Raw genomic sequence first — 22,401 nt, 5'->3', positions numbered from 1 at the left:
CTTAAGCTAAAGGGACCTTCACTTTATGCGAGACTGGTTTTAGAAAAAACTTTGCGGATCAATATCAATTTGAACCCGAACGGAACTGGGCATTTTGGGTATACCGCTAAGCATTGCACGTATAAACCCTTGTATATCAAAAGAGCGCTGTCCTTGCAGCAAAAGCCGAAAACGATAACGCCCCCGAACCAGAGCCAAAGGCGCTTCTGCTGGTCCCATAACCGAGATATTTTTCTCCCGTGGCGCTGCTTGGCGCAATGCGCGCGCATAATGTTCTGCTGCTTGGCGCTGTTGTGCAGATACAATCAAAGAGGCAAGCCGCCCATAGGGAGGCAAATGATAATGCTGACGCGCTGCAATCTCACGTGTGTAAAAATCTTCTGGCTGGCATGAAAGTAAGGCTTTGATGACCGGATGATCTGGTTGATAAGTTTGCAATAATCCTAAACTTTCCAATCCCACACGCCCTGCTCTTCCGGTAACTTGAGAAAGCAGCTGGTAGGTACGTTCACTTGCGCGTAAATCGCCATTGGCAAGACCAAGATCAGCATCAATAACGCCAACCAAAGAGAGCTTGGGAAAATGATGTCCTTTAGCGACCAACTGTGTTCCAATAATAATGTCCACATCGCCATTTGCAATGGCTTGTAATTCGCTTCGCAATTGCCCAATCCCTCCTTTGAGATCTGTTGAAAGAATCAATGATCGCGCTTGAGGAAAAAGCATTTGTGTTTCTTCTGCAATTCTTTCCACACCCGGTCCACAAGCCACGAGATGATCTAATGTCCCGCATTCAGGACAGGCTTGAGGAAGTGGTTCATGATATCCACAATGATGACATTTCAATTGCCCTTGCGCACGATGTTCGACCAACCAACTTGAACAATCAGTACAATGAAAACGATGTCCGCAAATTCGGCATAAAGTTAAAGGTGCATAACCACGACGATTAAGAAAAAGAAGAGCTTGTTCGCCCTTATCAAGCGTTTGTTTTAAAGCCCTTTCAAGAGCAAAGGAAATAAAGCGCCCCTTTTGCACCCCTCCTTGGCGCATATCAACCACCCGCAACTGTGGAAGTGCTACTTCTTTAAAACGGGAAGGTAAATGCACCTTTTGATAACGCCCTTTTAAAACATTGGCTTGGCTTTCAATCGACGGTGTAGCTGAAGATAAAATAACAGGAAAATGCTCAAAAGAACCCCGTGCAACAGCCATATCACGCGCATGGTAAAAAATGCGCTCTTCTTGTTTATAAGCGCTATCATGTTCTTCATCGACAACAATCAAGCCAAGCTCATGAAAGGGAAGAAAAAGCGCTGAACGAGCCCCCGCAACGACACGCACCCGCCCTTCTGCAACTTGCCGCCAGACACGTTCTCTACGACGTGGCGTCAAATCAGAATGCCATTCCGCTGCCGCAGCTCCAAAGCGTGCATAAAAACGATCTAAAAACTGCTGTGTTAAAGCAATTTCCGGCAATAAAATTAAAACCTGCTTGCCCCCTTTGAAGGCTTGAGCAACCGCTTCAAAATAAACCTCTGTCTTTCCTGATCCCGTAACACCATCAAGCAAAAAAACTTGAAACTGAGAAGATAAAACACCTTCTCGCAACATTGTTGCTGCTTCATTTTGCGCTCCCTGCAACTGAGGGGGACAAAAGTCAGGATCAGGCATTGCCACAAGATCAGGAGCAGGAACTATAACATCTTCAAAAACCCCTAACGCTTTTAAACCTTCAACAACAGAAACCGAAGTTCCAGCCGCATGCGCAAGACCAGAACGTGTCCATATCTTCTCATTACGCACCAATTCCAAAACCCGTAATCGCGCTGGTGTGAGACGTTCTACATTTCCACCACAATATCGCAAACCCAACATCTGTGCTTCCGGCTCTAAAGCAGCCGGTACAGACAAAACCAATCGCGCCACAAGACCGAAAGGCGCCATTGTATAGCGACTGACAAAACGCAAAAATGTGATCATTTCTGCCTTTAATGGGGGACAATCAAAAACATGAAGCAGAGAGCGTAATTTTTCACACGCCACCAAACCAGACCTTTGCCCATCTGCTGTCTTCTCTCCGACATCCACAACAAAACCGCAAAGCTCACGCCCCATCACCGGAACCCGAACAAAGGAACCAACGTTCACCTCCATAGAAGATGGAACTTTATAACTATAAGCGTGAGCAACAGGAAGAGGAACCAATACGGATACAATCTCTTCCTCTATCACATTTGAATGCATCTTTTAAACCAATCTACGACCTCTTGAGCACCAACAGGTCTACACCTTATCTTTAAACACTCTTATAAAATTCATTGCGGGATTCAATCTCTCCCCCTATCACAACACTTTTCTCACAAAAATTCTTTTTAATATTCATTTCATCACCAAAGTGCCAATAAAAGAACCAATCTCATCCTCTATAACAAAAAACTCTATAGCAAAAAAACCAGCGCCATTCTTCTGTGCAAATAAAGCTCATCACTATAAGCATTCAACATGATATTGTAAGTGCGCTCTTCAACAAAGCTATCCCATAGTGTAACTTCTTCCCAACACACACGTTTATTTTTTTACCACCTTATATCTCAATTTATCTTCAACAAACTGATTTATAAAGATATAATCATCATTTTACCTATTGTAATAAAAACCCTCAATACGATGAATTTTTCTCATTTCAAACCCATCGAGGAACATTTGTAAATCCTTATTGATGAGAGAGTCTCCCATGATTTTAATTACAGGGAGAATAATATTGCAAATGGAACCGTTACAATATTCACCTTGGCTTTGTGCCAAAACGTGGAAACACGTGCGTACATCTTTCAGCTTGATTGAGAATCAAGCAACAATACAAGCAGCACAAAAGCGTACTGTTGAAGAATGGGTAACACAGAATAAATCAATGTATTGACCATAAAAAACACTTCATGTGTAAAATTTTACATGCCTTCTTCAATGGTGTTTTACGATAAAATAAATCCATTCGCTTCTATTAAAAATGAGGTTAAACCTACCCCCTGAAAAAGGGAGGTATCTTATGATGCACTCTCAAATATCAAGAGCAATCGCAAATAGGAAATGAGCAAAGTGTGTGATAATGCTAGCTTATTTTCATAAGTATAAAAATACCGCTACGCAAAGATTCCAATACGCAAAAATGTTGGTACGCAATGAACTCTATGCCTTATCACGAGCAACGATATAAAATAGGTATAGAAACAATAAGTAATATTTCTTTACTGAAAACGAGTACATGGTTAACATCATAGCATTCTTGTTCTTTACACAGAGATTAATTCTTTCTCTTGCTTTTGCAGTCAACAATAGCGCATAACAAAAAATAGGATAAAAGCTAAAAAGAAGAGGTTAGATATGAAATTTTTTGTGGATAGCGCCAATATCGAAGAAATCCAAGAGTTACAGAATTTAAGCCTTGTTGATGGTGTCACCACCAATCCCTCTCTTATCCTAAAATCAGGACGCAATATTCTTGATGTTACAAAAGAAATTTGTGCTCTCATTAGCGGGCCTGTTTCTGCTGAAGTTGCAGCAACGGAATTTGAAAACATCATGAAAGAAGCGGCTGTTTTAGCAAAGATTGCCGACAATATTTGTATCAAGCTTCCTTTAACACTCGATGGATTAAAAGCCTGTAAAGCCCTCACAAAAGAAGGACTAAAAACAAATCTCACACTTTGCTTTTCTGCCAATCAAGCCTTACTTGCAGCCAAAGCAGGCGCGACATTTGTTTCGCCTTTTATTGGTAGACTTGATGATTGCGGAAATGATGGAAGTGAACTGCTTCATGAAATTCGCACAATTTATGATAACTATAACTTTGAAACACAAATCCTAGCCGCTTCAATCCGCACCGTTAATCATGTCAAAGAAGCAGCACTCAGTGGTGCTGACGTTGCAACAGTTCCACCAGCAATCTTAAAAGCACTGGTCAAACACCCTCTCACTGATAAAGGGTTGCAAATATTTCTCAACGACTGGAAAAAAACAGGACAAAATATTGCTTAATATCTAGAATTTTTATTGGAAAGATCTTTTGAAAGTAACAAAAAAATCTGTTCAGCCAACTCTTCAGCAACACGTTTTTTTGCATCTTCTTCTGCTTGCATCGTTGCATATTCTTGACGAAGTCGGTCAAAAGATGCATTCATCATTGCTGTTCCTTTTGCAACAAGAGTATTTTTCATATCCTGCAAAGTGTAAGAAGCTCTGCTCATAACAGTTCCAACAGAAGGTCGTCCTTTTCGTTTTTTCTCGAAATCAACCTCTATCTGCATAGATTCTCTTGTAGATACGGATATCTGCAATGCCAATCGATAAGCAGGTAGAGAAGGTTTACCACCATTTCCATACAAAAGAAACAGCAGATGATTGCGCACCATTTGACCAAAACGATCCGAAGGCTCTTCCACAACAATAGAGGCAAGCTTTTGCGCAAGCCCCAAAGAAGCTTGCCCAGAAACAGGATTCCTATAGGAAGCAGAATTCATTGTCATTGCACTCTGCAACTCTTGACGATAAAGCGGTTCAACTTTGCATCCACACAACAGTGTGAATACACCAGCTAAAACGACAAGAATCAAACTTTTAAAAAACGACATTTACAATCCTTTGTGGAACAATAATGATTTTTTTCACAGGCTTTTCAACCAGCTGTGCCTTTACAAAATCTAAAGCCAAAACCGCTTCTTTAATCATCGTTTCATTTGCTGTTGCTGCAACGCTCACCTCACCGCGTTTTTTACCATTAATTTGTACTGGCAAAGTATAGCATTCCGCAACGGTTAACGCACTGTCATAAACAGGCCAAGCAAGCGCAGACATTAAAGTTTTCCCCCCTAAAGCAGCATGACATTCTTCTGCTAAATGAGGCATCATCGGTGCAATCATGGCAAGAAAAAAATCCATGGCTTGACGTAAAGAAGCTTTCATTTCATCGTCAACACTTGCTATTTTGTTGAGCAACGGTGCCATAATATTCAAGAATTCATAAAGGCGTGCAATAGCCCGATTAAAAGCAAATTTTTCCAAATCATCTTCTACAGCGCAAAGCGTACGATGTGCAGCCTTTGAGAGTTCCAAAGCCGCCCCCTGATGCCCTGCACAAGGCGCCACATCCTTTAAAACAGAAGCACTCAAAGCTACACAACGCCAAACACGCTGTACAAAGCGATGAGCTCCTTCAACACCAGATTCTGTCCAGATGACATCCCGATCAGGGGGAGAATCTGACAACACAAACCAACGCACAGTATCAGCGCCATAGGATGCGATAATATCATCAGGATCAACGACATTCTTTTTGGATTTCGACATTTTTTCAATCGAACCAATCATCACTTCACTTTGATCAGTCAATTTATAAGCCTGTCGTTTTCCATCCTTTTCAACAATGGAAATTTCTGCTGGAGAAACCCACCCTTGATCATCCCGATAGGTTTCATGAACCACCATACCTTGGGTAAAAAGCCCCTTAAAAGGCTCATCAACAGTCACATGACCGATCAATTTCATGGCACGCATAAAAAAGCGTGCATAAAGAAGATGCAAAATGGCATGCTCAATTCCACCAATATATTGTTGCACAGGCAACCATTCAGAGATTGCTTGTTTGTCGACAGGTTCCTGCGCAAAAGGGGCCGTAAAGCGTGCATAATACCAAGAAGAGTCAACAAATGTATCCATGGTATCGGTTTCACGTTTGGCAGGTTGACCACAGGAAGGACAAGTAACATTCTGCCAGGTTCCATGCCGTGCAAGAGGATTTCCAGGTTGATCAAAAGTAACATCATCAGGTAACACAACCGGTAAATCGGTGCGCGGCACAGGAATCACTCCACAAGATGTACAATGGATCATCGGAATGGGGCACCCCCAATAACGCTGCCGCGAAATCCCCCAATCACGCAGACGAAATTGCACTGTTTTTTTCCCTTGCGGTTGCCCATTGAGCATTTGTTTCTCAAGCCTTTTGGCTGCTTCTTCAAAAGCTTGTTTAGGTGTCAAACCATCCAAAAAGCTGGAATTGATCATCACACCATCACCCGTATAAGCTGTTTCAGCAATGACAAGATCTTCTGCTTGCTCTCCTTTTGGCAAAACCACTGGTTTTATTGGAAGATCATATTTACGCGCAAAATCGAAATCTCTCTGATCATGAGCCGGACAACCAAAAACAACCCCTGTTCCATAATCCATAAGCACAAAATTCGCGATATAAACAGGAATATGTACTGTTGAATCAAAAGGATGAACTGCCAAAAGGGGCGTAAGAAATCCTTGTTTTTCAGCTGTTTCAAGTGCTGCCGTTGTCGTTCCACCACACCGACAGTTTTCGATAAAAGCACTCAACGCTTTATCTTTCTTTGCCAAAGCTTGTGCAATGGGATGGTCAACAGACAGAGCTAAAAAAGAGGCGCCAAAAAGTGTATCAGGACGTGTTGAATAACAAACAACCTCATTAAACATCTCACAAACATCATCAACACCACTTGCATCATCAACACCACTTGTTGCCTTTAAAGCCCAACGAATCAGTAAACCTTGCGATTTTCCAATCCAATTTTTTTGCATAGTGCGAACTTTTTCAGGCCACTGCTCCAGCTCTTCAAGCCCAGCCAAGAGCTCTTCACTAAAGTCGCTAATTTTGAAAAACCACTGTGTCAATTCACGCTGTTCCACCAACGCACCAGAACGCCATCCCCGCCCATCAACAACCTGCTCATTTGCCAAAACGGTGTGGTCAACAGGATCCCAATTCACCTTAGCCACTTTACGCGCAACCAACCCCTTTTGATAGAAATCAAGGAACAACATTTGTTGACGATGGTAATATTCCACATCACAAGTCGCAAATTCACGCGTCCAATCTAGTGAGAGCCCTAATTGCTTTAATTGCCCGCGCATCACAGCAATATTCTGATAGGTCCAAGTTTTAGGATGCACTTTACTTTGCAGAGCAGCATTTTCAGCCGGCATACCAAAAGCATCCCAGCCCATAGGATGAAGCACATTAAAACCCTTTGCCCTTTTATAGCGTGCCACCACATCCCCCATGGCATAATTGCGCACATGCCCCATGTGAATGCGGCCTGACGGATAAGGAAACATTTCTAAAACATAATATTTTTCACGAGCATCTTCTTGAACAGTCTGAAAAATTTTCTTTTCATCCCAAATTTCTTGCCATTTTTTTTCTCTCGCACGTGGATTATAGCGTTCGCCTATATTATAATGTTCAATCGTCATTCCCATTATACTCTTTTAATAAAACAGAACCAAAAACTTGTTTTATTATGCTTGACCATGGATTAACCTCATCGTCAACATTTTCGTGAAATATTTCCCTAAGTATTTTATAAAACTTTTAAAAAAACGACCAACTCTTGAACAAAAAAGGTAAAACACAAAAATATGAATACACAAACGCCCCTCGATGCCCCTTCCATTGAAGCATGGCAAAACCTTCAAAAAGACATTGCTGAAACATGTCAAGAGTTACAACGCCCTGTAGAAGAAATTGAACTTATCGCTGTTTCAAAAACTGTTCCTGCCACTGATATACGTCCCCTTTTACAAGCAGGCCAATCTTTGTTTGCAGAAAACCGCGTACAAGAAGCAGCACAAAAATGGCCTGCTTTACGTCAACAATTTGAAAATATTAAACTTCATCTCATCGGTCCCTTACAATCAAATAAAGCCGCCGAAGCTATCAAAATTTTTGATGTCATTCAAACGGTTGATCGTGAAAAAATAGCCAAAATTTTATCCGAAGAAATGCAAAAACAAAAAAGGCATCTTCCTTGCTATGTTCAGGTTAACATTGGCTTAGAACCGCAAAAAAGTGGTGTTGCACCACAAGAAGCGACATCTTTTGTCAACCAATGCAAAAACAACTATGGACTTGATATCATCGGTCTTATGGGCATCCCCCCTGTCAATGAAAACCCCGGCCCCTATTTCGCACTGTTAGCAAAATTAGCAAAACAAGCAGGTCTTCCAAAGCTTTCCATGGGTATGTCCAGTGACTTCAAAACCGCTCTACAGTTTGGCTCTAACGTCCTTCGCATTGGCTCTACTTTATTTGGAAAACGCCCTGTGTAAAGCAATTTCCTCTCATATAAATTCATTCCCCCTTCATATAAACTCCCATTGAAAATTCTACGAACAAGCCAAAAACAGCAGAAATGAGAAAAAATATTTCCTTCAATATCAATAAAAGAGCAATTCTAGCAAAAAAGATTCCAGTCCCTCTTTCATCCTGTTAGCAAAATAAGCAAAAAGCTGGTCTTCTCAAATTTCTCACCGGCACATCCACAACACATACAATAGCTTCAAGATAGCAACGTAAAAAATAAATCCTTATATAAAGGCAAAATGATAAGAGGGGCGTTGCGCATGAATGAAAAAACTGTCGCAAAATCACCAATTGCAAAAGAATATTCAATACGATTATCGCAATGATTTCCATTAAAAACCACGAATTCTCTTAACTTCTCCAACACGCGTAAACAATTTCCCCACATGCCAATGGCGTAAAGCAGGCAAAAAGAGGCTTATGGCTGCATAATACAGTAACAAAACTCTTTCATGTAAGTCACTTGAGCAAAATAAACATCTCAAATGCTCAATAGAGCACCAAGAGCCGCGCTAAACAACATGAATAGCAATCCTATAAGATCACAACGATAGCATAGAGACTTTCTATGCTCTACAAAGCGTAAATACAGTCAATATCCGCCTGAAAAATAAAAGAACGAATCCCGTGCATATGCGCATAATACATGCATGCAAAACAATGGCAATGAAACCGATCCCAATAACGATATTTCTTTATCATTATTCCTTTGTGGATTTCTTAAACAAAGAGAAAAACTTCAACTTTTAATATACGCAATTTTTCTAAATTTAAACTTTAATTAAGAAAAAATATGGTGTCATTTCTTATATTTTAAAAACTTATAATTAATATTATTATCTTTTTAAGAAAAAAATTCATATATACATAATTTATATATTATTTATACAGTATTTTTATTGTTATTTTTAAAGTTTATCTTTGACATTTCTCTAAAAATACGTGATAGCCATTTGAAATGTATCATTGTGATGCTACTTTTACTGTAGATAATTAAGAATAATTAATATGTTTGGTTCATTCAACACATTCGGTCATATGGCGACAAAGCATTCTTTTGGTCATTCGCACAATTCAAGACCTACTCATGGAAATGCATTTAGTCCTGGTGCTTTTATGTCTCACATGAATGCACGTGGCAGCGAAGTAGGAGTTCCGGCAGGAGTAGTTGGTGCAATTCAAGGTGGTATAACTGGGGGACCAGTGGGTGCATTTACAGGTGGAATGGGAGCTTTGTCATTGGGATACATAGGAGATGCTGCTTGGGGCTTTATAGAAAAAGGTCGTGAGTGTTGGTTCTAATTTATAGAGAATAGCTACAAAGATATCTCTGAAGATAAATAATTCTGTAAATATATTCGAAAGAATATACCAAAATTAAATATCTACATCTGTGGATAAAATAGTTTTCGGAGATATCTATTGTGAATCACATCTTATAATCAGGATTTTGTTATAATGAATATTCTTTATGAAATCATAAGACTGTTTTGCATTCTCATTGTATTCATCCCTATATATGCTATTGGTTTTAAAAAAATTGGTGGTTACAGTTGGAAAGTATCTATAAAAACAACATTATATACAGTAATTCTGTTCATTATTTCTGATAGTTTATGTAGATATTTTGGTTTATATTAATCTTTATCGGATGAGTTCCAAGTACACTGAATAAAGTAGCGATGGTGCTATTAATGAGAAATTATGATTTATAATGACAGATTTTACTCATAAAATTATTGAATCGCTTATAGCAACATTTTTTTGGTTTAATATATCTTTTTTATTATAATTTTATTTCTTATAGTTGGAAAGATTCTCTAAAAAATCATTATTAATAAGCTGTATATTCTTTCTTATTAGTCTTTTATTTAACTATATTGGTTTATATCAAATTATAAGTAATATTTTATAATGTATATTTTTAAATATTAATATTATATAGATACATATTTACAAATATGTATATTTAAGATAGCATTCAACGCTGTATGTTACAATCGCAACTTTTATGAAGGTACTTATAATGGATCTTATGGATCTTATGACTATTAGTGATACTATTCTTCTTATTTATTTTTTTGGTTTCATTTCTGTTTGGTGTATTTTGTAAATATAAAGTTGATAATTTAAAAGATATAATATTAAAAGCATTACACTAAAATTATTATTTATACATAATAATTTTTTATATTGTATTTTATACAAATACAATAGGTGATTGCGAAATTATTCGCCGTATTAATTATATCTATTACTATATTTATTTTTTTTAGAAAAAATTTTGTTACATTTAGAAAATATCATAACGGCATTATAGTCAGTTATTATGTTCTTTATTTCTAATAACTTATTTATATATTTGTGTTTATATTAATTAAAAAACAGTCAAATCGATAAATTACCCAGCATGTTTATAACACTGCTTTAAAGATAGTTAACTTGATTTTTTCCTTTCCCTAAAAAACAAGCAAGAATTAATTTTAGATTTTCAATGCGTTCCTAGCCTTAAGTGGATCTTGAAGAAACATTTGTCCTTGCTCCCAATACCATTTCCTAGTACAATCAGTGAATGGCATAACGCAAAACACTAAGTGTCAGTATTTTACATTTATGGAAGTAATAAATCTGTAGTGTGGCAATATTCGCCCTTCGAAAATGACTTTATAAATAATGCCGATAATCTACGAATCCCCATCTCCTTTTAACTTTTATATGAATTTGTTTTTAAAATTTAATTTCTTATCGGCACATAAAGAGCTCTCTCTACAACAATACGATCTTTTTGTATTTCTATACAATTTACAGCTCTTTATGACGATATACTTTGTCACACGTTACCCCCTAAAACAGCATAAAAAAGCTCTCTTAAAATATAAACGTAAAGACAAACACAGATGATTTTAAAAATTGACTATTCTAATCTTTGTCATTTAGTCTAACCTCGCAATGAAAAGCTTTTGGAAAACTCTGCCAAAAATATAAACATACGAAAGTATAGAGGCAAATTTTTCCAAACAATAAATTAAAAGAGGGACACATGACTGAAAAAATTTATCCAATATCAGAAGAAATCAAAAAAAATGCGCTTATCAATGAGGAGACCTATCAACAATGGTATCAAGAAAGCGTCAATGATCCAGAAAGCTTCTGGGCAAAACATGGAAAATGCATTGAATGGTTTAAACCTTATACAAAAGTAAAAAACACTTCCTTTAATGGAGATGTATCAATAAAATGGTACGAAGATGGAATAACAAATGTTGCCTATAACTGCATTGATCGCCACCTGAAAACCCATGGAGAAAAAATCGCGCTTATTTGGGAAGGAGATAATCCTTATCATGATAAAAAAATAACCTATAACGAGCTTTATGAACATGTTTGTCGTTTTGCTAATCTTTTGAAAAGTCGTGGTATTAAAAAAGACGATAAAGTAACCATTTATCTCCCCATGATTCCCGAAGCAGCCTATGCTATGCTCGCGTGTGCCCGCATTGGTGCCGTTCATTCGGTTATCTTTGCTGGCTTTTCTGCTGAGGCAATAGCAGGACGCCTTGTTGACTGCGAATCAACCTTCATCATTACCGCTGATCAAGGCTTGCGTGGCAGCAAACGGATCAACTTAAAAGACAATGTTGATCATGCTATTGAGATAGCAGCGCGCCAAAACGTGCATGTGGACCAAGTCATGGTTATACGGCGGACTTGTGGACCCATTCAATGGATAGAGGGACGTGATTTTTGGTACCACGAAGAGATAGCTCATGCCAAAACAGACTGCCCACCAGAACCAATGAACGCTGAAGATCCGCTTTTTATTCTTTATACTTCAGGCTCCACCGGCAAACCCAAAGGTGTTTTGCATACTACAGCGGGCTATCTCGTTTATGCCGCAATGACACATCAATACGTTTTTGATTATCACCCTGATGAAATTTACTGGTGTACAGCTGATATTGGTTGGATTACCGGTCATTCTTACTTGGTTTATGGACCTTTATGCAATGGTGCGACCACTTTAATGTTTGAAGGCACACCAACCTTTCCTGATAAAGGAAGATTTTGGGAAATTGTCGACAAGCATCAAGTCAATACACTCTATACCGCACCAACAGCTATCCGCACCTTAATGGGAGCAGGAAATTCGTTTGTTGAACACTCAAACAGGACATCGTTGCGTCTTTTAGGCACGGTAGGAGAACCGATTAACCCAGAAGCATGGGAATGGTTTTATCATACAGTTGGAAATGACCGTTGTCCGATTCTCGATACATGGTGGCAAACAGAAACAGGAGGGCATATGATCACGCCCTTGCCTGGTGCAACCCCCCTCAAAGCAGGATCAGCCACACGTCCTTTTTTTGGTGTTCAACCCCAAATTGTTGATGCTCAAGGCAATATTTTAGAAGGTGAAGCAGAAGGCAATCTTTGTATCAGTGATTCATGGCCAGGACAAATGCGCACGCTTTATAAAGATCATGAGCGCTTTATTCAAACTTATTTTTCCTCCTATAAAGGAAGATATTTTACAGGCGATGGTTGTAGGCGTGATAGTGACGGCTATTACTGGATTACAGGGCGGGTTGATGACATTCTCAATGTCTCGGGGCACAGGTTAGGAACTGCTGAAATTGAATCAGCCCTCGTTTCTCATCCCGCTGTATCAGAAGCAGCCATTGTGGGTTACCCGCATCCCATTAAAGGACAAGGAATTTATAGTTTTATCACCTTAATGGAAGGGACGGCTCCAAATGAAGAGTTACAAGAAGAGCTTATTAAACATGTGAGAAAGGAAATAGGATCCATTGCCATATTGGATAAAATTCAATTTTCCCCACAGCTTCCCAAAACGCGATCAGGAAAAATTATGAGACGTATTTTACGAAAAATCGCCGAAAACGATTTTGATACTCTCGGAGATATCTCAACTCTTGCCGAACCACAAGTTGTTGAAGATCTTATTGCCAACCGACAAAATTAAAGAAACCACGAAGAAACACAACATACGGTGGTTTTTGTTTTTCTGCTAAAATTATCCTAGCATTGTTACGAAAACCACCCATGAGAATAAAAAAACAAAACAATTCATGGGAAGCTCAACAACTCTAACAACAAACGCCTTTCTTCATAACAAATAAGAAACAATAGAAGAAAAAACTTCACGGTTGGAAGATGCTAAGATTGGAATATAAATGCGAATAGGAATAAGAAAGTGAGATAAAAAGAGCAACATAGCTTTTTAAAATCACCCAGTACCCACTCAATGCAAAAAAGCCTCTGAGAAAGAAGGAAAAATAGTTCTGATGTTTATGCTAGAATCACTTTGAAATTCCTGCTAAAATCATAGATAAAGCTAAAAAGAGAAAGTATAAGTGATAATATTCTTGAGCAAAAATATTTATCTATAACGAGGGTGTGTAAAAAATATTGAAAACCATGAAATCTAAAATAACCAAGCTTACAACAAAAATCTAAAGTAATGAAAGTAAGAGTTCTTAGAATAAATGATGCAATATAAAATCAGGAGTAATAATAAAAAGTGATTCATTTTGAAAATGTCGGTCTACGCTATGGAATGGGACCTGAGGTCCTTCGTGATATTAGCTTTCATATTCCTCCTGGATCATTTCAATTTCTCACTGGCGCCTCTGGAGCAGGGAAGACGTCGTTAATGCGTCTTATGTTTTTGGCAATCAAACCCACCCGCGGTCATATTGATTTATTTGGAACAGACACAGCGTTACTCAAACGACAAGAGCTCCCTGCGCTGCGACAACGTATCGGTGTTGTTTTTCAAGATTTTCGTTTACTCGACCACATGACCACTTATGAAAATGTCTCCTTACCTTTACGCATTAAAGGACAAGAAGAGGCAACCTATCGCAGTGAAGTGGAAGATCTTCTCTGTTGGGTAGGTCTTGGAGATCATATTCATGTTTTACCACCAGTTCTTTCCGGCGGAGAAAAACAAAGGGTAGCCATTGCACGCGCGCTCATTGATCAACCTGAAATTCTACTTGCCGATGAACCTACCGGAAATGTCGATCCGCCCTTGGCAAAACGCCTACTCCGTTTGTTTATTGAATTAAATCGTTTTGGAACAGCTGTTATCATTGCTACCCATGATATTGCCTTAATGGAACAAGTTGCAGCACGGCGTATGCTTCTCCATAACGGACGGATGACGATTCATGAATAAGTCTTTCCCCATTTTTACAAGCAATAAAAAAAATACAACAGCGATTATTCCCAGTGGTAATATTTCTGGAAAAGCACTGGTTGCCGTGATTGCTATTATGACATTTCTTTCAAGCCTCACCTTAATCGGTGTTGATTTAGTCCAACGTGCCGCCCAAAATTGGAGTAATCAGATTAGCTATGAAGCAACAATACAAATACGCCCCATGGACAATGTTGATATCAATAAAGCACTCCGTGATGCCGTACAATTGGTTAAAACATTTTCTGGTGTACAAGATGCAAAAATTGTTGACCAAAAAGCTACAGAAAAATTACTGGAACCATGGCTTGGAACAGGCTTTAATGTCAATGAACTGCCCCTTCCCCGTCTTATCATTGTGACCCTGAAAGAGGATGAGAAAATCAATTTTGCAGCCATTAATCACGCCATTAAAACCCAAATTCCAGGAGGTCAATTTGATGATCACCGTGTTTGGGTCCATCGTTTTGCAACCATGGCACACACCACTGTTTTCATCGGTTTTTCAATTTTAGCATTGGTTCTAGGCTCTCTTATTCTTACCATCATTTTTACCACCCGCAATGCATTGGCAGAAAATGCGCATATTATCAATGTCTTATATTTCCTTGGTACTGAAACTCTTTTCATTGCCCGCCAATTTGACTGGCATTTTTTTAAAACTGCGCTGCGTGGTGCTTTATATGGTGGTCTCACAAGCATATTTCTGTTTTTAGCCTTTTGTCTCTGGACGAATTATAACTTGGGAAGAGTGGAAGCTAGCCAAGTAACAGCTTTGTTTGGACATATTTCCATAAGTTCCATTCCTTACGGAAAAATCATTTTTCTTATTATTTTCGTTTCTTTTCTTACCACTCTTACAAACCGCATGACTATTTTAGCGCAACTGAAAAAAATCGATCAATGTGAAAATGGTTTATTTTAATTTTATGACTTACCACTCCTACCATTCCAACTCGTTGAGGCAAAACAATTTAGAACGTCCTCTTCCAAAACCACCCCACTATCGTTGGTCTGTGTGCTTTTTATTTCGCTATTTTCCACCGACAACACTTACTCTTGCAATCATTGTTTTCATTTTCTGGGGCGGTTTTATTGTTTTTTCTGAAAAAACTGAACGACTTTCTCCCCCAAAGCCTCTCCCCAAAGCTGATGCCATCATTGTGCTTACAGGCGGAGAAAACCGAATAGAGACAGGAATCCATCTCTTACAAAAGGGGCTTGGTTCACGACTCCTTATCAGTGGCGTAAACACCACAACCAATCTGAAAGGTTTCATGCATAACAGGCATATTACCCCACGGCTTGTCTCATGTTGTATTGACATTGGGCATCAAGCGATTAACACCCAAGGGAACGCCAAAGAAAGTGCTGCTTGGATCAAAAAACACCACTATAAAACCCTTTATATCGTCACCCATGATTACCATATGTGGCGCTCAATGCGAGAACTTAAGTATTTAATGCCTGATATCCATTTCATTGCTTATCCTGTTAAAAAGAGCAATGCTGAAAGCGCAATACAACAGATCAATCAAATCCGCATTCTCATATTCCAATATATTAAAACGCTCCAAGTCTATATCAGAACCGCATTCTAATCTTTATCCTTCTGACTTTTTTAAAAACCTTGCCATCTTCTGACCGCTTCATACCGTTCTTTCCATAGCCTTCCACACGAGGTTGCTTCTATAAAAGCTCGACAGAGCTACCCTCATATAACACAGAATACCCCAATACACGTATCACTGTATTGCACATTCACCCAAGACATCTCTCACATCCCAAACATATCTCACAGCACGGGATCTGTACATGCCATCTCAATATATAAGCTCTTGTAAATAGAGCGCCCAGACAACTATAAGATCTCCCGACTTGTTATAGAGATCTATTTATACCACCCTCTTTACGCTTCATAAAAAATGCAAACCACCCCATCCTATATTTTACCGCCCCCAATATTACGATAGCTCTTACACCACTTGGGATGATTGGTAAGAGACATGCTTTCGCCTTTTTTAAACACGAGCATACCAACCTCGTATGACATGAAAAGAAGTAATTTTAATAGATTTAAAATAAGAAAATTTATGATACTTAGATTTCTCATTCAACAGAGAGAAGGTTAAACTATCATTATAAACCAATATATTAGTAACAATCTCTTCATTCAACAAAGCATCTTCATAAGAGCATTTTAGATCACAGATAGGAATAAGCTCAAAACGCACACCACCACGAACATCCCACACTTTTTATCGCAATCTTTTTTGAAATCATTTCCCACTAAAAACACTTTTTGTTTGGCTGCCTCCCCAAAAAAGAACGAAAATTTTTAAACTCTAGCGATCTGTAAACAATAACAATCCAGCTTCTTGTCTAATGCGTTCTCCCTGTTCACTTCCAATCACCCCCGCTCAAAGGACGATGATTCCCATCAGCAACGGTTTGTAAACAATCCTACTTCTCTGGGAAAGTTCCTCTCAGCTTCCCCATTTATATGGTTTACTCACATAAGGCTCAACGAACAAGCTCTGCTTAAAGCTATTCATCACTGTCGCTAAAGCGCATGCGTCATCATTTTATCCGTCTACTACCTAAGATGTTTTATCACATACAACATATTGATTTATAAGGAAAGTTTATACGCTACAACTTGAATGAGATCTCTCAATATCATCAGATTCTCTCATTTTAAATCTATTCTCTGTTGAATCAATCAAAACCATTTTCTTGCACATCACAAGGGAAGAGAGCTTGCGTGGCGTAAAACTGTACAAAAAAGACATGCCTCTTATGGACTTGTCTCAAGTGCCAAAAACTGTCGCAATACCCACGAGCTGGCAAAGTGTATGATAGTGCCAGTTTGTTACGACACAGCGCTGTTTTACGTCACAATGGATAACTGAACATTTTCAGTTTCTCTCACTTCCAATTTTGGAAGACTGCGCACAATTTTCATTGTTTCCAAGCTTACCGTAATAACCCGCTGAAACAATTCCAGAGGATAGGCCGGATTACCCACCGTTTCAACAGCATAGCGATTAGCATCATTCACAATCCCACTCGCTTTATCCGTTTTGACAATCTGGCGCTCCATAACCCATTCAAGAGCAGACCTGCCATTGACTACATAATCATAAGCTTCAAGAGGAATATTCTGCATCGTGATATGCGCATTATAAATCACTGTGCTTTTATCAATAGCGCCACGCTTACCAGCAAATTTCATCGCTTCAACACGATAGAAACTCTTCTCATCAGAAATCATCCAAGTTCTTGGATCACCCTGTTTATAGGTAACAGGATAGGGCTCAACCTCTTCATAATTCATATGCAAATCACCAAGATTTCGCCCCGCTGTTACAAAAGCCCAAAAATCCTCTACTTTTTTAACTGTTGGGATACGTGGCAATTGTTTAGACAAATTATGCGCATAACGTGCACGATAATCCTCAGAATGCAAAATCCCATAAACATAATAAAACAAATCATCCTTTGTTATCATTTCACCAGGATATGCTGCCTTAAAATATACCAACCCTTCATCTGTGAGTGCATCACGCCGCTGCAAACCAATTTCTTTGCTTTCCTCTGCAAAATTTGCAAACAAATAAACCTGATCTTCCTCTTTACCTCCTAAGGATGCAGCATCTTCATAAACATATCGTGGAAAACATTGACTACCACCATCCATCATATTTAAATCCGGTAAATCTTTAGTCATCAGAGCAGAAAAACCACTCCTTGCTCCCAACCCTGTAATTTGTACGACCCTATTTTCAACCGCTTTCCCCATCGGAAAGATACGCGGCATTTGGTACACTCTTTCATTGAAAGTACGGTTATAATAAAGCCATTGTTGCATGAAAGGACGATAAAGACTTTTAATAAAACATGTTTCCTCAAATTTAAAAGCTTTTCCTCTTATCAGTTCTTGTTTAATATTATGACTCCAACTAATCTTTCTGACATCTGAATTTACAAAATCGTTTACAGCATTCACACGCACCTTACGATCAGTATGTGAATAAGCATTATTAAAACGTTCCACTTCATTATTATAGAAAGTAATCATATTGCTCATATTTTTTGCTAAAGCTTCACGGCTTGAATTATATGCCCATGCATCACGATTAGTCGCAATACCAAGAGAAAAATTTTCAAAAAGCTTTTTATCACTGCCCTTCTTATCACCTAAGGCTAAAAATTTTTCAAAATCACTGTTGCGTTGATCCAGCCAATCACCGTGCTCATCTGGTGTAATCATCTGCCAGCCTTGTTCACGCTTGATACCGCCAACACTACCTAACCGCTGAAGTTTAGATAATTTCTCTTTTGTCGTGAGATTATCACCAATATCGTAATAGTGAATTTTACAATGCTCCGTAACATTTGGATTTTTAACAAATAATGTCACAGCAATACCTGTCATGCTTCCACTGCCGAAAACATTTTGCCCTTCTTGAGCACGCCCTTTGCTCATCATATTTTTGCGAATATCACCCCGCAAATTGAGAACATAAATGCTCGAAAATTCTTCACTCAATTTTTTTCTGAGTCCATCCATTGCTAATTTTTCAACATAACCAGAACCAGTTACAAAACCAATAACACCACAGTCTTTTATGCGATCACTTGCCCAGCGAATGGCACGAATATAACTATCATAAAGCATTTGCATAAGGCTTGCACTGGATTGAGCAGCATAAGTTTCACGGATACGACAATCCAATTTAGGATAGCCAATATTTTGTGCATTGTCGTTTTCACTTTTTTGTCCAAAAGAATAAGGGGGATTGCCAACAATAACACGAATATCCAGTTCCTTCTGGCGTGATCGACGTGTGCTGTTATCCACCAGCAAATCACTGATCAGGTCCTTTTCTTGCTCATAAAGCTGGAATGTATCGGTTAAACAAATTCCCTCAAACGGAACATAATCGCCCCCCATCAGACCATGATAGGTCGTCTCAATATTAATGGCTGCAATATAATAGGCTAAAAGCACAATTTCATTGGCATGAATTTCATGACAAAATTTATGCTTCATCTCCTCTGGCTTTATCAGACCCGATTGTAAAAGCCGCGTGATAAAAGTCCCCGTTCCTGTAAAGGGATCCATGATATGCACACCAGATGAGCCAAGTGTTTGCCCAAATTCTTGCTCTAAGACATCATTGACAGAGTGCAAAATAAAATCCACAACCTCAACGGGGGTATAAACAATGCCTAGTTTTTCTACAGTACGTGGAAAAGCATAACGAAAAAACTTATCATAAAGCTCTACAATCAACCTCTGTTTTGCTTTTGGATCCGTAATGCCACTGGCGCGTAATTTTACACTTGCATAAAATTTCTCAAGATCTTTAGATTCCTTATCAAGGTTTGCCTCATCAAGCACATCAAGCATACGCTGCATAGCACGCGAGACAGGATTCTCACGTGTGAACTGATACCCTTCAAACAACACCTGAAAGACAGGACGCGTGATAATATGCTGTGCCAACATCTCAATCGCATCAGCCTCTGTAACAGCATCATTTAAATCATCACGCAGTTCTGCTACAAACCTGTCAAAGGCTTGACGCGCCTCAGTATTTGGCTCTGCCAGAATACCTGTTAAACGCGTGATATGATTCTTAGCAATTTCAGCAATGTTGCTCGCCCAATCTTCCCAATAATCACGTGTCCCACATTTCTTGACGATCTTTGCCAAAATCGCACGAGAAATTTCATCCACCGGGAAAGAAAACTCCTTGTTTAGCTGATTTGTACGAGTTAAATCATATTCCGGTGCTCCAATTCCCGCTCGTGCAGGCTGTGAGCGTAGTGGAAGATTGTCTACAACAGCTGTAACAGCCTGTAACTCAGTGCTCTGTGTGACACCAATAATCTCAATCACATTGCTAATATCTTGGCTCAGCGATGCCTTATTAATCGTCGCATCAAAACGATCATCATGCGCACGCAAAGCATTTAAAATTTGCCAAACAACCCGATATTTATCATTGTTGTTCAAAGCCTGTTCCACTGGAATCCCAGAGGGAATACCAATTGGCAAAATGACATACCCCATCTTTTTGCCCTCAGACCGACGCATCACCCGCCCAACCGCTTGCACAACATCAATCTGGCTCTTACGTGGATTTAAAAACATGATCGCATCCAGAGCCGGAACATCCACCCCCTCAGACAAACACCGTGCATTGGTCAAAATACGACAAACATCCTCACCACTATCAGCTTTCAGCCAATCAAGTAATGCACCACGATCCTTCGCATTGAAAGTGCCATCAACATGCTCAATTTCACACTTCAGAAAGTGCTCATTTTCCGTATCCTCTTTCGTATAATCAAGATATTCTCTAACAACCGCAGAAAATTCATCACACACCAGTTTAGAACTTTCAATAGTCTTGCAAAACGCCAAAGCACGACGCATGGGGTGTGGATCCGCACCAACATCAGCCTTCAGATCTTGTTTTGTCAGCGCCTTATAACAACCAATAATCTTCGTTGCATCATCAAGAACAAGTGAAGACTGGTCATCACTAAGACGCTTCTGAACAGCGGAACTGACCAATTTTTCATCCATTGCTAAGACAATAACCTTATAATCCGTTAAAAGATCATTTTGTACTGCCCAAGAAAACCCCCGATAAAAAAGTGTTTTACCAAAAAGCTTTTCATCATCCATCGAAGCAAGAACAACATTGGCTTCATTCGCGCGACTTTTTGCGTTATCACCAAAAATACGTGGTGTCGCTGTCATATAAAGGCGCTTCTTGGCACGAATAACATCATTAGAATGCACCTTAACAAAATTGGATTCATCCTCTCCAACCAGCGTTGCCCCTGTTGTACGGTGCGCTTCATCACAAATAATAAGATCAAATGTTGGCAAACCATACTTTTTCTGAGCATCCGCAACCACTTGAATGGATTGATAGGTTGCAAACACAACGGTCATCCTATCTGCAACACTCTTACCCGCCTGTTCTGCAAGTTTAGCAGCATCGGTTGTCGCCGGAAAAGCAAGATCAAACACATCAATTTCAGCAACATCATCACTATTTTTACGACGCTTTCCCACTTGTGTATCTGAACAGACAGCAAAGGATCTCAATCCGATTTCTGCATCCGTTGTCCATTCACGGACCGTCTGTGACATCAGTGCCAAGGAAGGAACAAGAAACAGAACAAACTTGCCTTCACCCGCTAAATCCTCAGCAATTTTAAGACTGGTAAATGTCTTACCAGTACCACAAGCCATAATAAGCTTACCCCGATCTGCTTGAGCAAGCCCAGCACGCACATCACGCAACGCATCCTGCTGATGTGGACGGATTTTCTTTTTATCCTCCAACACAACTTTGCCCTGGGCTGCAAAAGTTTCCCAACGGATCGGACTTTGTTGTATATCGGAAAGATTAATCCGTATAACAGGAATATCCTGCCCCCGTATCATTGTTTCAGCGTTATCACTCCAAGCACTTTCAGTGCTATCTATAATAACACGCCGCTTAAATGGAGCTTTCCCTGATGCCGAAATAAAACTATCAATATCTGCTTTTCTAATCCGATATGATGCATCATAAAATTTACATTGGATTGCTGCAAAACCCTCTTCATTACGAATCTTTGCCACAAGATCGATGCCAGTATCATGACCATCCCAATCATTTTCACGAGCCCAATCTTTAAAGGTTTGAACCTTTTCATAACACCCAAACTGAAGAGGATCATGTGTCAGATAAGCAAGAGCAAAACGCTCAAAATATGTACCTTTGTCCCGTTCGGTACGCGCTTCGTCACGATATGTCTGTAAAAGCGATTGCAGCGTCATGCTTCCCCCCAATGAAAAATACTTTCAATTATCGAGTCTAGCCAAATTGGTCAATGCCTATTATTTCCCCCAAAAGACTTTAGATAACTCGATTTACTGAATGAACCAATATTTATAATGGAATATGTACTAAACAAAACAAATGAATAAAGTTTTACT

13 protein-coding genes are annotated in these 22,401 nt (G+C 39.1%); 8 read left to right on the top strand and 5 right to left on the bottom strand.

All coding sequences use genetic code 11. From position 1 onward, the window contains the following. Nucleotides 1-39: 39 nt before the first annotated feature. Nucleotides 40-2,247: a primosomal protein N' gene (locus ACFIKB_RS02080; protein WP_375635495.1), complete on the bottom strand. Its 2,208-nt coding sequence runs from the start codon at nt 2,245-2,247 to the stop codon at nt 40-42. Nucleotides 2,248-2,770: 523 nt separating this feature from the next. Between ACFIKB_RS02080 and ACFIKB_RS02075 the strand changes: the two genes are divergently transcribed. Beyond that, nucleotides 2,771-2,923 (top strand): hypothetical protein, encoded by a 153-nt coding sequence (locus ACFIKB_RS02075; RefSeq protein WP_375652694.1) that lies wholly within the window; start codon nt 2,771-2,773, stop codon nt 2,921-2,923. Between the two features lie 461 nt (nt 2,924-3,384). Beyond that, the gene (gene fsa, locus ACFIKB_RS02070; RefSeq protein ID WP_375620026.1) at nt 3,385-4,038 is read left to right on the top strand and encodes a fructose-6-phosphate aldolase; all 654 of its coding nucleotides are present in this window, start codon (nt 3,385-3,387) and stop codon (nt 4,036-4,038) included. On the opposite strand, the gene lptE is transcribed toward fsa, so the two are convergent. After that, entirely contained in the window at nt 4,035-4,631 is a 597-nt protein-coding gene (gene lptE, locus ACFIKB_RS02065; RefSeq protein WP_375635492.1) for an LPS assembly lipoprotein LptE, read from the bottom strand. The two genes, fsa and lptE, sit on opposite strands and share 4 nt — an antisense overlap. Further along, complete coding sequence (gene leuS, locus ACFIKB_RS02060) at nt 4,618-7,278, bottom strand: leucine--tRNA ligase (RefSeq protein WP_375652802.1); 2,661 nt, start codon at nt 7,276-7,278, stop codon at nt 4,618-4,620. The genes lptE and leuS overlap by 14 nt, the downstream gene beginning before the upstream one ends. Nucleotides 7,279-7,443: 165 nt before the next feature. On the opposite strand from leuS, the gene ACFIKB_RS02055 reads away from it, so the two are divergent. From ACFIKB_RS02055 to ACFIKB_RS02030, 6 genes are all read left to right on the top strand, one after another. Then, nucleotides 7,444-8,133 carry a YggS family pyridoxal phosphate-dependent enzyme gene (locus ACFIKB_RS02055; protein ID WP_375652692.1) on the top strand — a complete coding sequence of 230 codons (690 nt, stop codon included), beginning with the start codon at nt 7,444-7,446 and terminating at the stop codon, nt 8,131-8,133. 1,042 nt (nt 8,134-9,175) lie between these two features. Continuing rightward, nucleotides 9,176-9,469, top strand: a complete 294-nt coding sequence (locus ACFIKB_RS02050; protein ID WP_375652691.1) for a hypothetical protein — start codon at nt 9,176-9,178, stop codon at nt 9,467-9,469. A gap of 1,738 nt (nt 9,470-11,207) precedes the next feature. After that, nucleotides 11,208-13,151, top strand: coding sequence for an acetate--CoA ligase (gene acs / locus ACFIKB_RS02045; RefSeq protein ID WP_375652690.1), 1,944 nt, complete (start codon nt 11,208-11,210; stop codon nt 13,149-13,151). A 558-nt stretch (nt 13,152-13,709) separates the two neighbouring features. Beyond that, nucleotides 13,710-14,369, top strand: a complete 660-nt coding sequence (gene ftsE / locus ACFIKB_RS02040) for a cell division ATP-binding protein FtsE (RefSeq protein ID WP_015856996.1) — start codon at nt 13,710-13,712, stop codon at nt 14,367-14,369. After that, entirely contained in the window at nt 14,362-15,315 is a 954-nt protein-coding gene (locus ACFIKB_RS02035) for a cell division protein FtsX (RefSeq protein WP_375647345.1), read from the top strand. The genes ftsE and ACFIKB_RS02035 overlap by 8 nt, the downstream gene beginning before the upstream one ends. Next, on the top strand, nt 15,302-15,991 hold the full coding sequence (locus ACFIKB_RS02030) for a YdcF family protein (protein WP_375647343.1): 690 nt from the start codon (nt 15,302-15,304) through the stop codon (nt 15,989-15,991). Before ACFIKB_RS02035 ends, ACFIKB_RS02030 begins: the two co-directional genes overlap by 14 nt. A 420-nt stretch (nt 15,992-16,411) precedes the next feature. Here ACFIKB_RS02030 and ACFIKB_RS02025 read toward each other — a convergent pair whose 3' ends face one another. Continuing rightward, nucleotides 16,412-16,645, bottom strand: coding sequence for a hypothetical protein (locus tag ACFIKB_RS02025; protein ID WP_375652688.1), 234 nt, complete (start codon nt 16,643-16,645; stop codon nt 16,412-16,414). A gap of 635 nt (nt 16,646-17,280) precedes the next feature. Beyond that, nucleotides 17,281-22,242 carry a DEAD/DEAH box helicase gene (locus ACFIKB_RS02020; RefSeq protein ID WP_375652686.1) on the bottom strand — a complete coding sequence of 1,654 codons (4,962 nt, stop codon included), beginning with the start codon at nt 22,240-22,242 and terminating at the stop codon, nt 17,281-17,283. Nucleotides 22,243-22,401: the final 159 nt, after the last annotated feature.

The sequence above is a fragment of the Bartonella sp. MR110HLJHH genome (assembly GCF_042194225.1).
Taxonomy (GTDB): domain Bacteria; phylum Pseudomonadota; class Alphaproteobacteria; order Rhizobiales; family Rhizobiaceae; genus Bartonella; species Bartonella grahamii.
Note: the sequence above shows the minus strand (reverse complement) of the source record. Positions and strands in the feature narration are given on the sequence as shown.

Bases quoted from the DNA above. Each gene is read 5' to 3' on its own strand.
- lptE (WP_375635492.1), bottom strand. From the start codon at position 4,631: ATGTCGTTTTTTAAAAGTTTGATTCTTGTCGTTTTAGCTGGTGTATTC.
- ACFIKB_RS02020 (WP_375652686.1), bottom strand. From the start codon at position 22,242: ATGACGCTGCAATCGCTTTTACAGACATATCGTGACGAAGCGCGTACC.
- acs (WP_375652690.1), top strand. From the start codon at position 11,208: ATGACTGAAAAAATTTATCCAATATCAGAAGAAATCAAAAAAAATGCG.
- fsa (WP_375620026.1), top strand. From the start codon at position 3,385: ATGAAATTTTTTGTGGATAGCGCCAATATCGAAGAAATCCAAGAGTTA.
- ACFIKB_RS02055 (WP_375652692.1), top strand. From the start codon at position 7,444: ATGAATACACAAACGCCCCTCGATGCCCCTTCCATTGAAGCATGGCAA.
- ACFIKB_RS02075 (WP_375652694.1), top strand. From the start codon at position 2,771: ATGGAACCGTTACAATATTCACCTTGGCTTTGTGCCAAAACGTGGAAA.
- ACFIKB_RS02080 (WP_375635495.1), bottom strand. From the start codon at position 2,247: ATGCATTCAAATGTGATAGAGGAAGAGATTGTATCCGTATTGGTTCCT.
- leuS (WP_375652802.1), bottom strand. From the start codon at position 7,278: ATGACGATTGAACATTATAATATAGGCGAACGCTATAATCCACGTGCG.
- ACFIKB_RS02035 (WP_375647345.1), top strand. From the start codon at position 14,362: ATGAATAAGTCTTTCCCCATTTTTACAAGCAATAAAAAAAATACAACA.
- ACFIKB_RS02030 (WP_375647343.1), top strand. From the start codon at position 15,302: ATGGTTTATTTTAATTTTATGACTTACCACTCCTACCATTCCAACTCG.
- ACFIKB_RS02050 (WP_375652691.1), top strand. From the start codon at position 9,176: ATGTTTGGTTCATTCAACACATTCGGTCATATGGCGACAAAGCATTCT.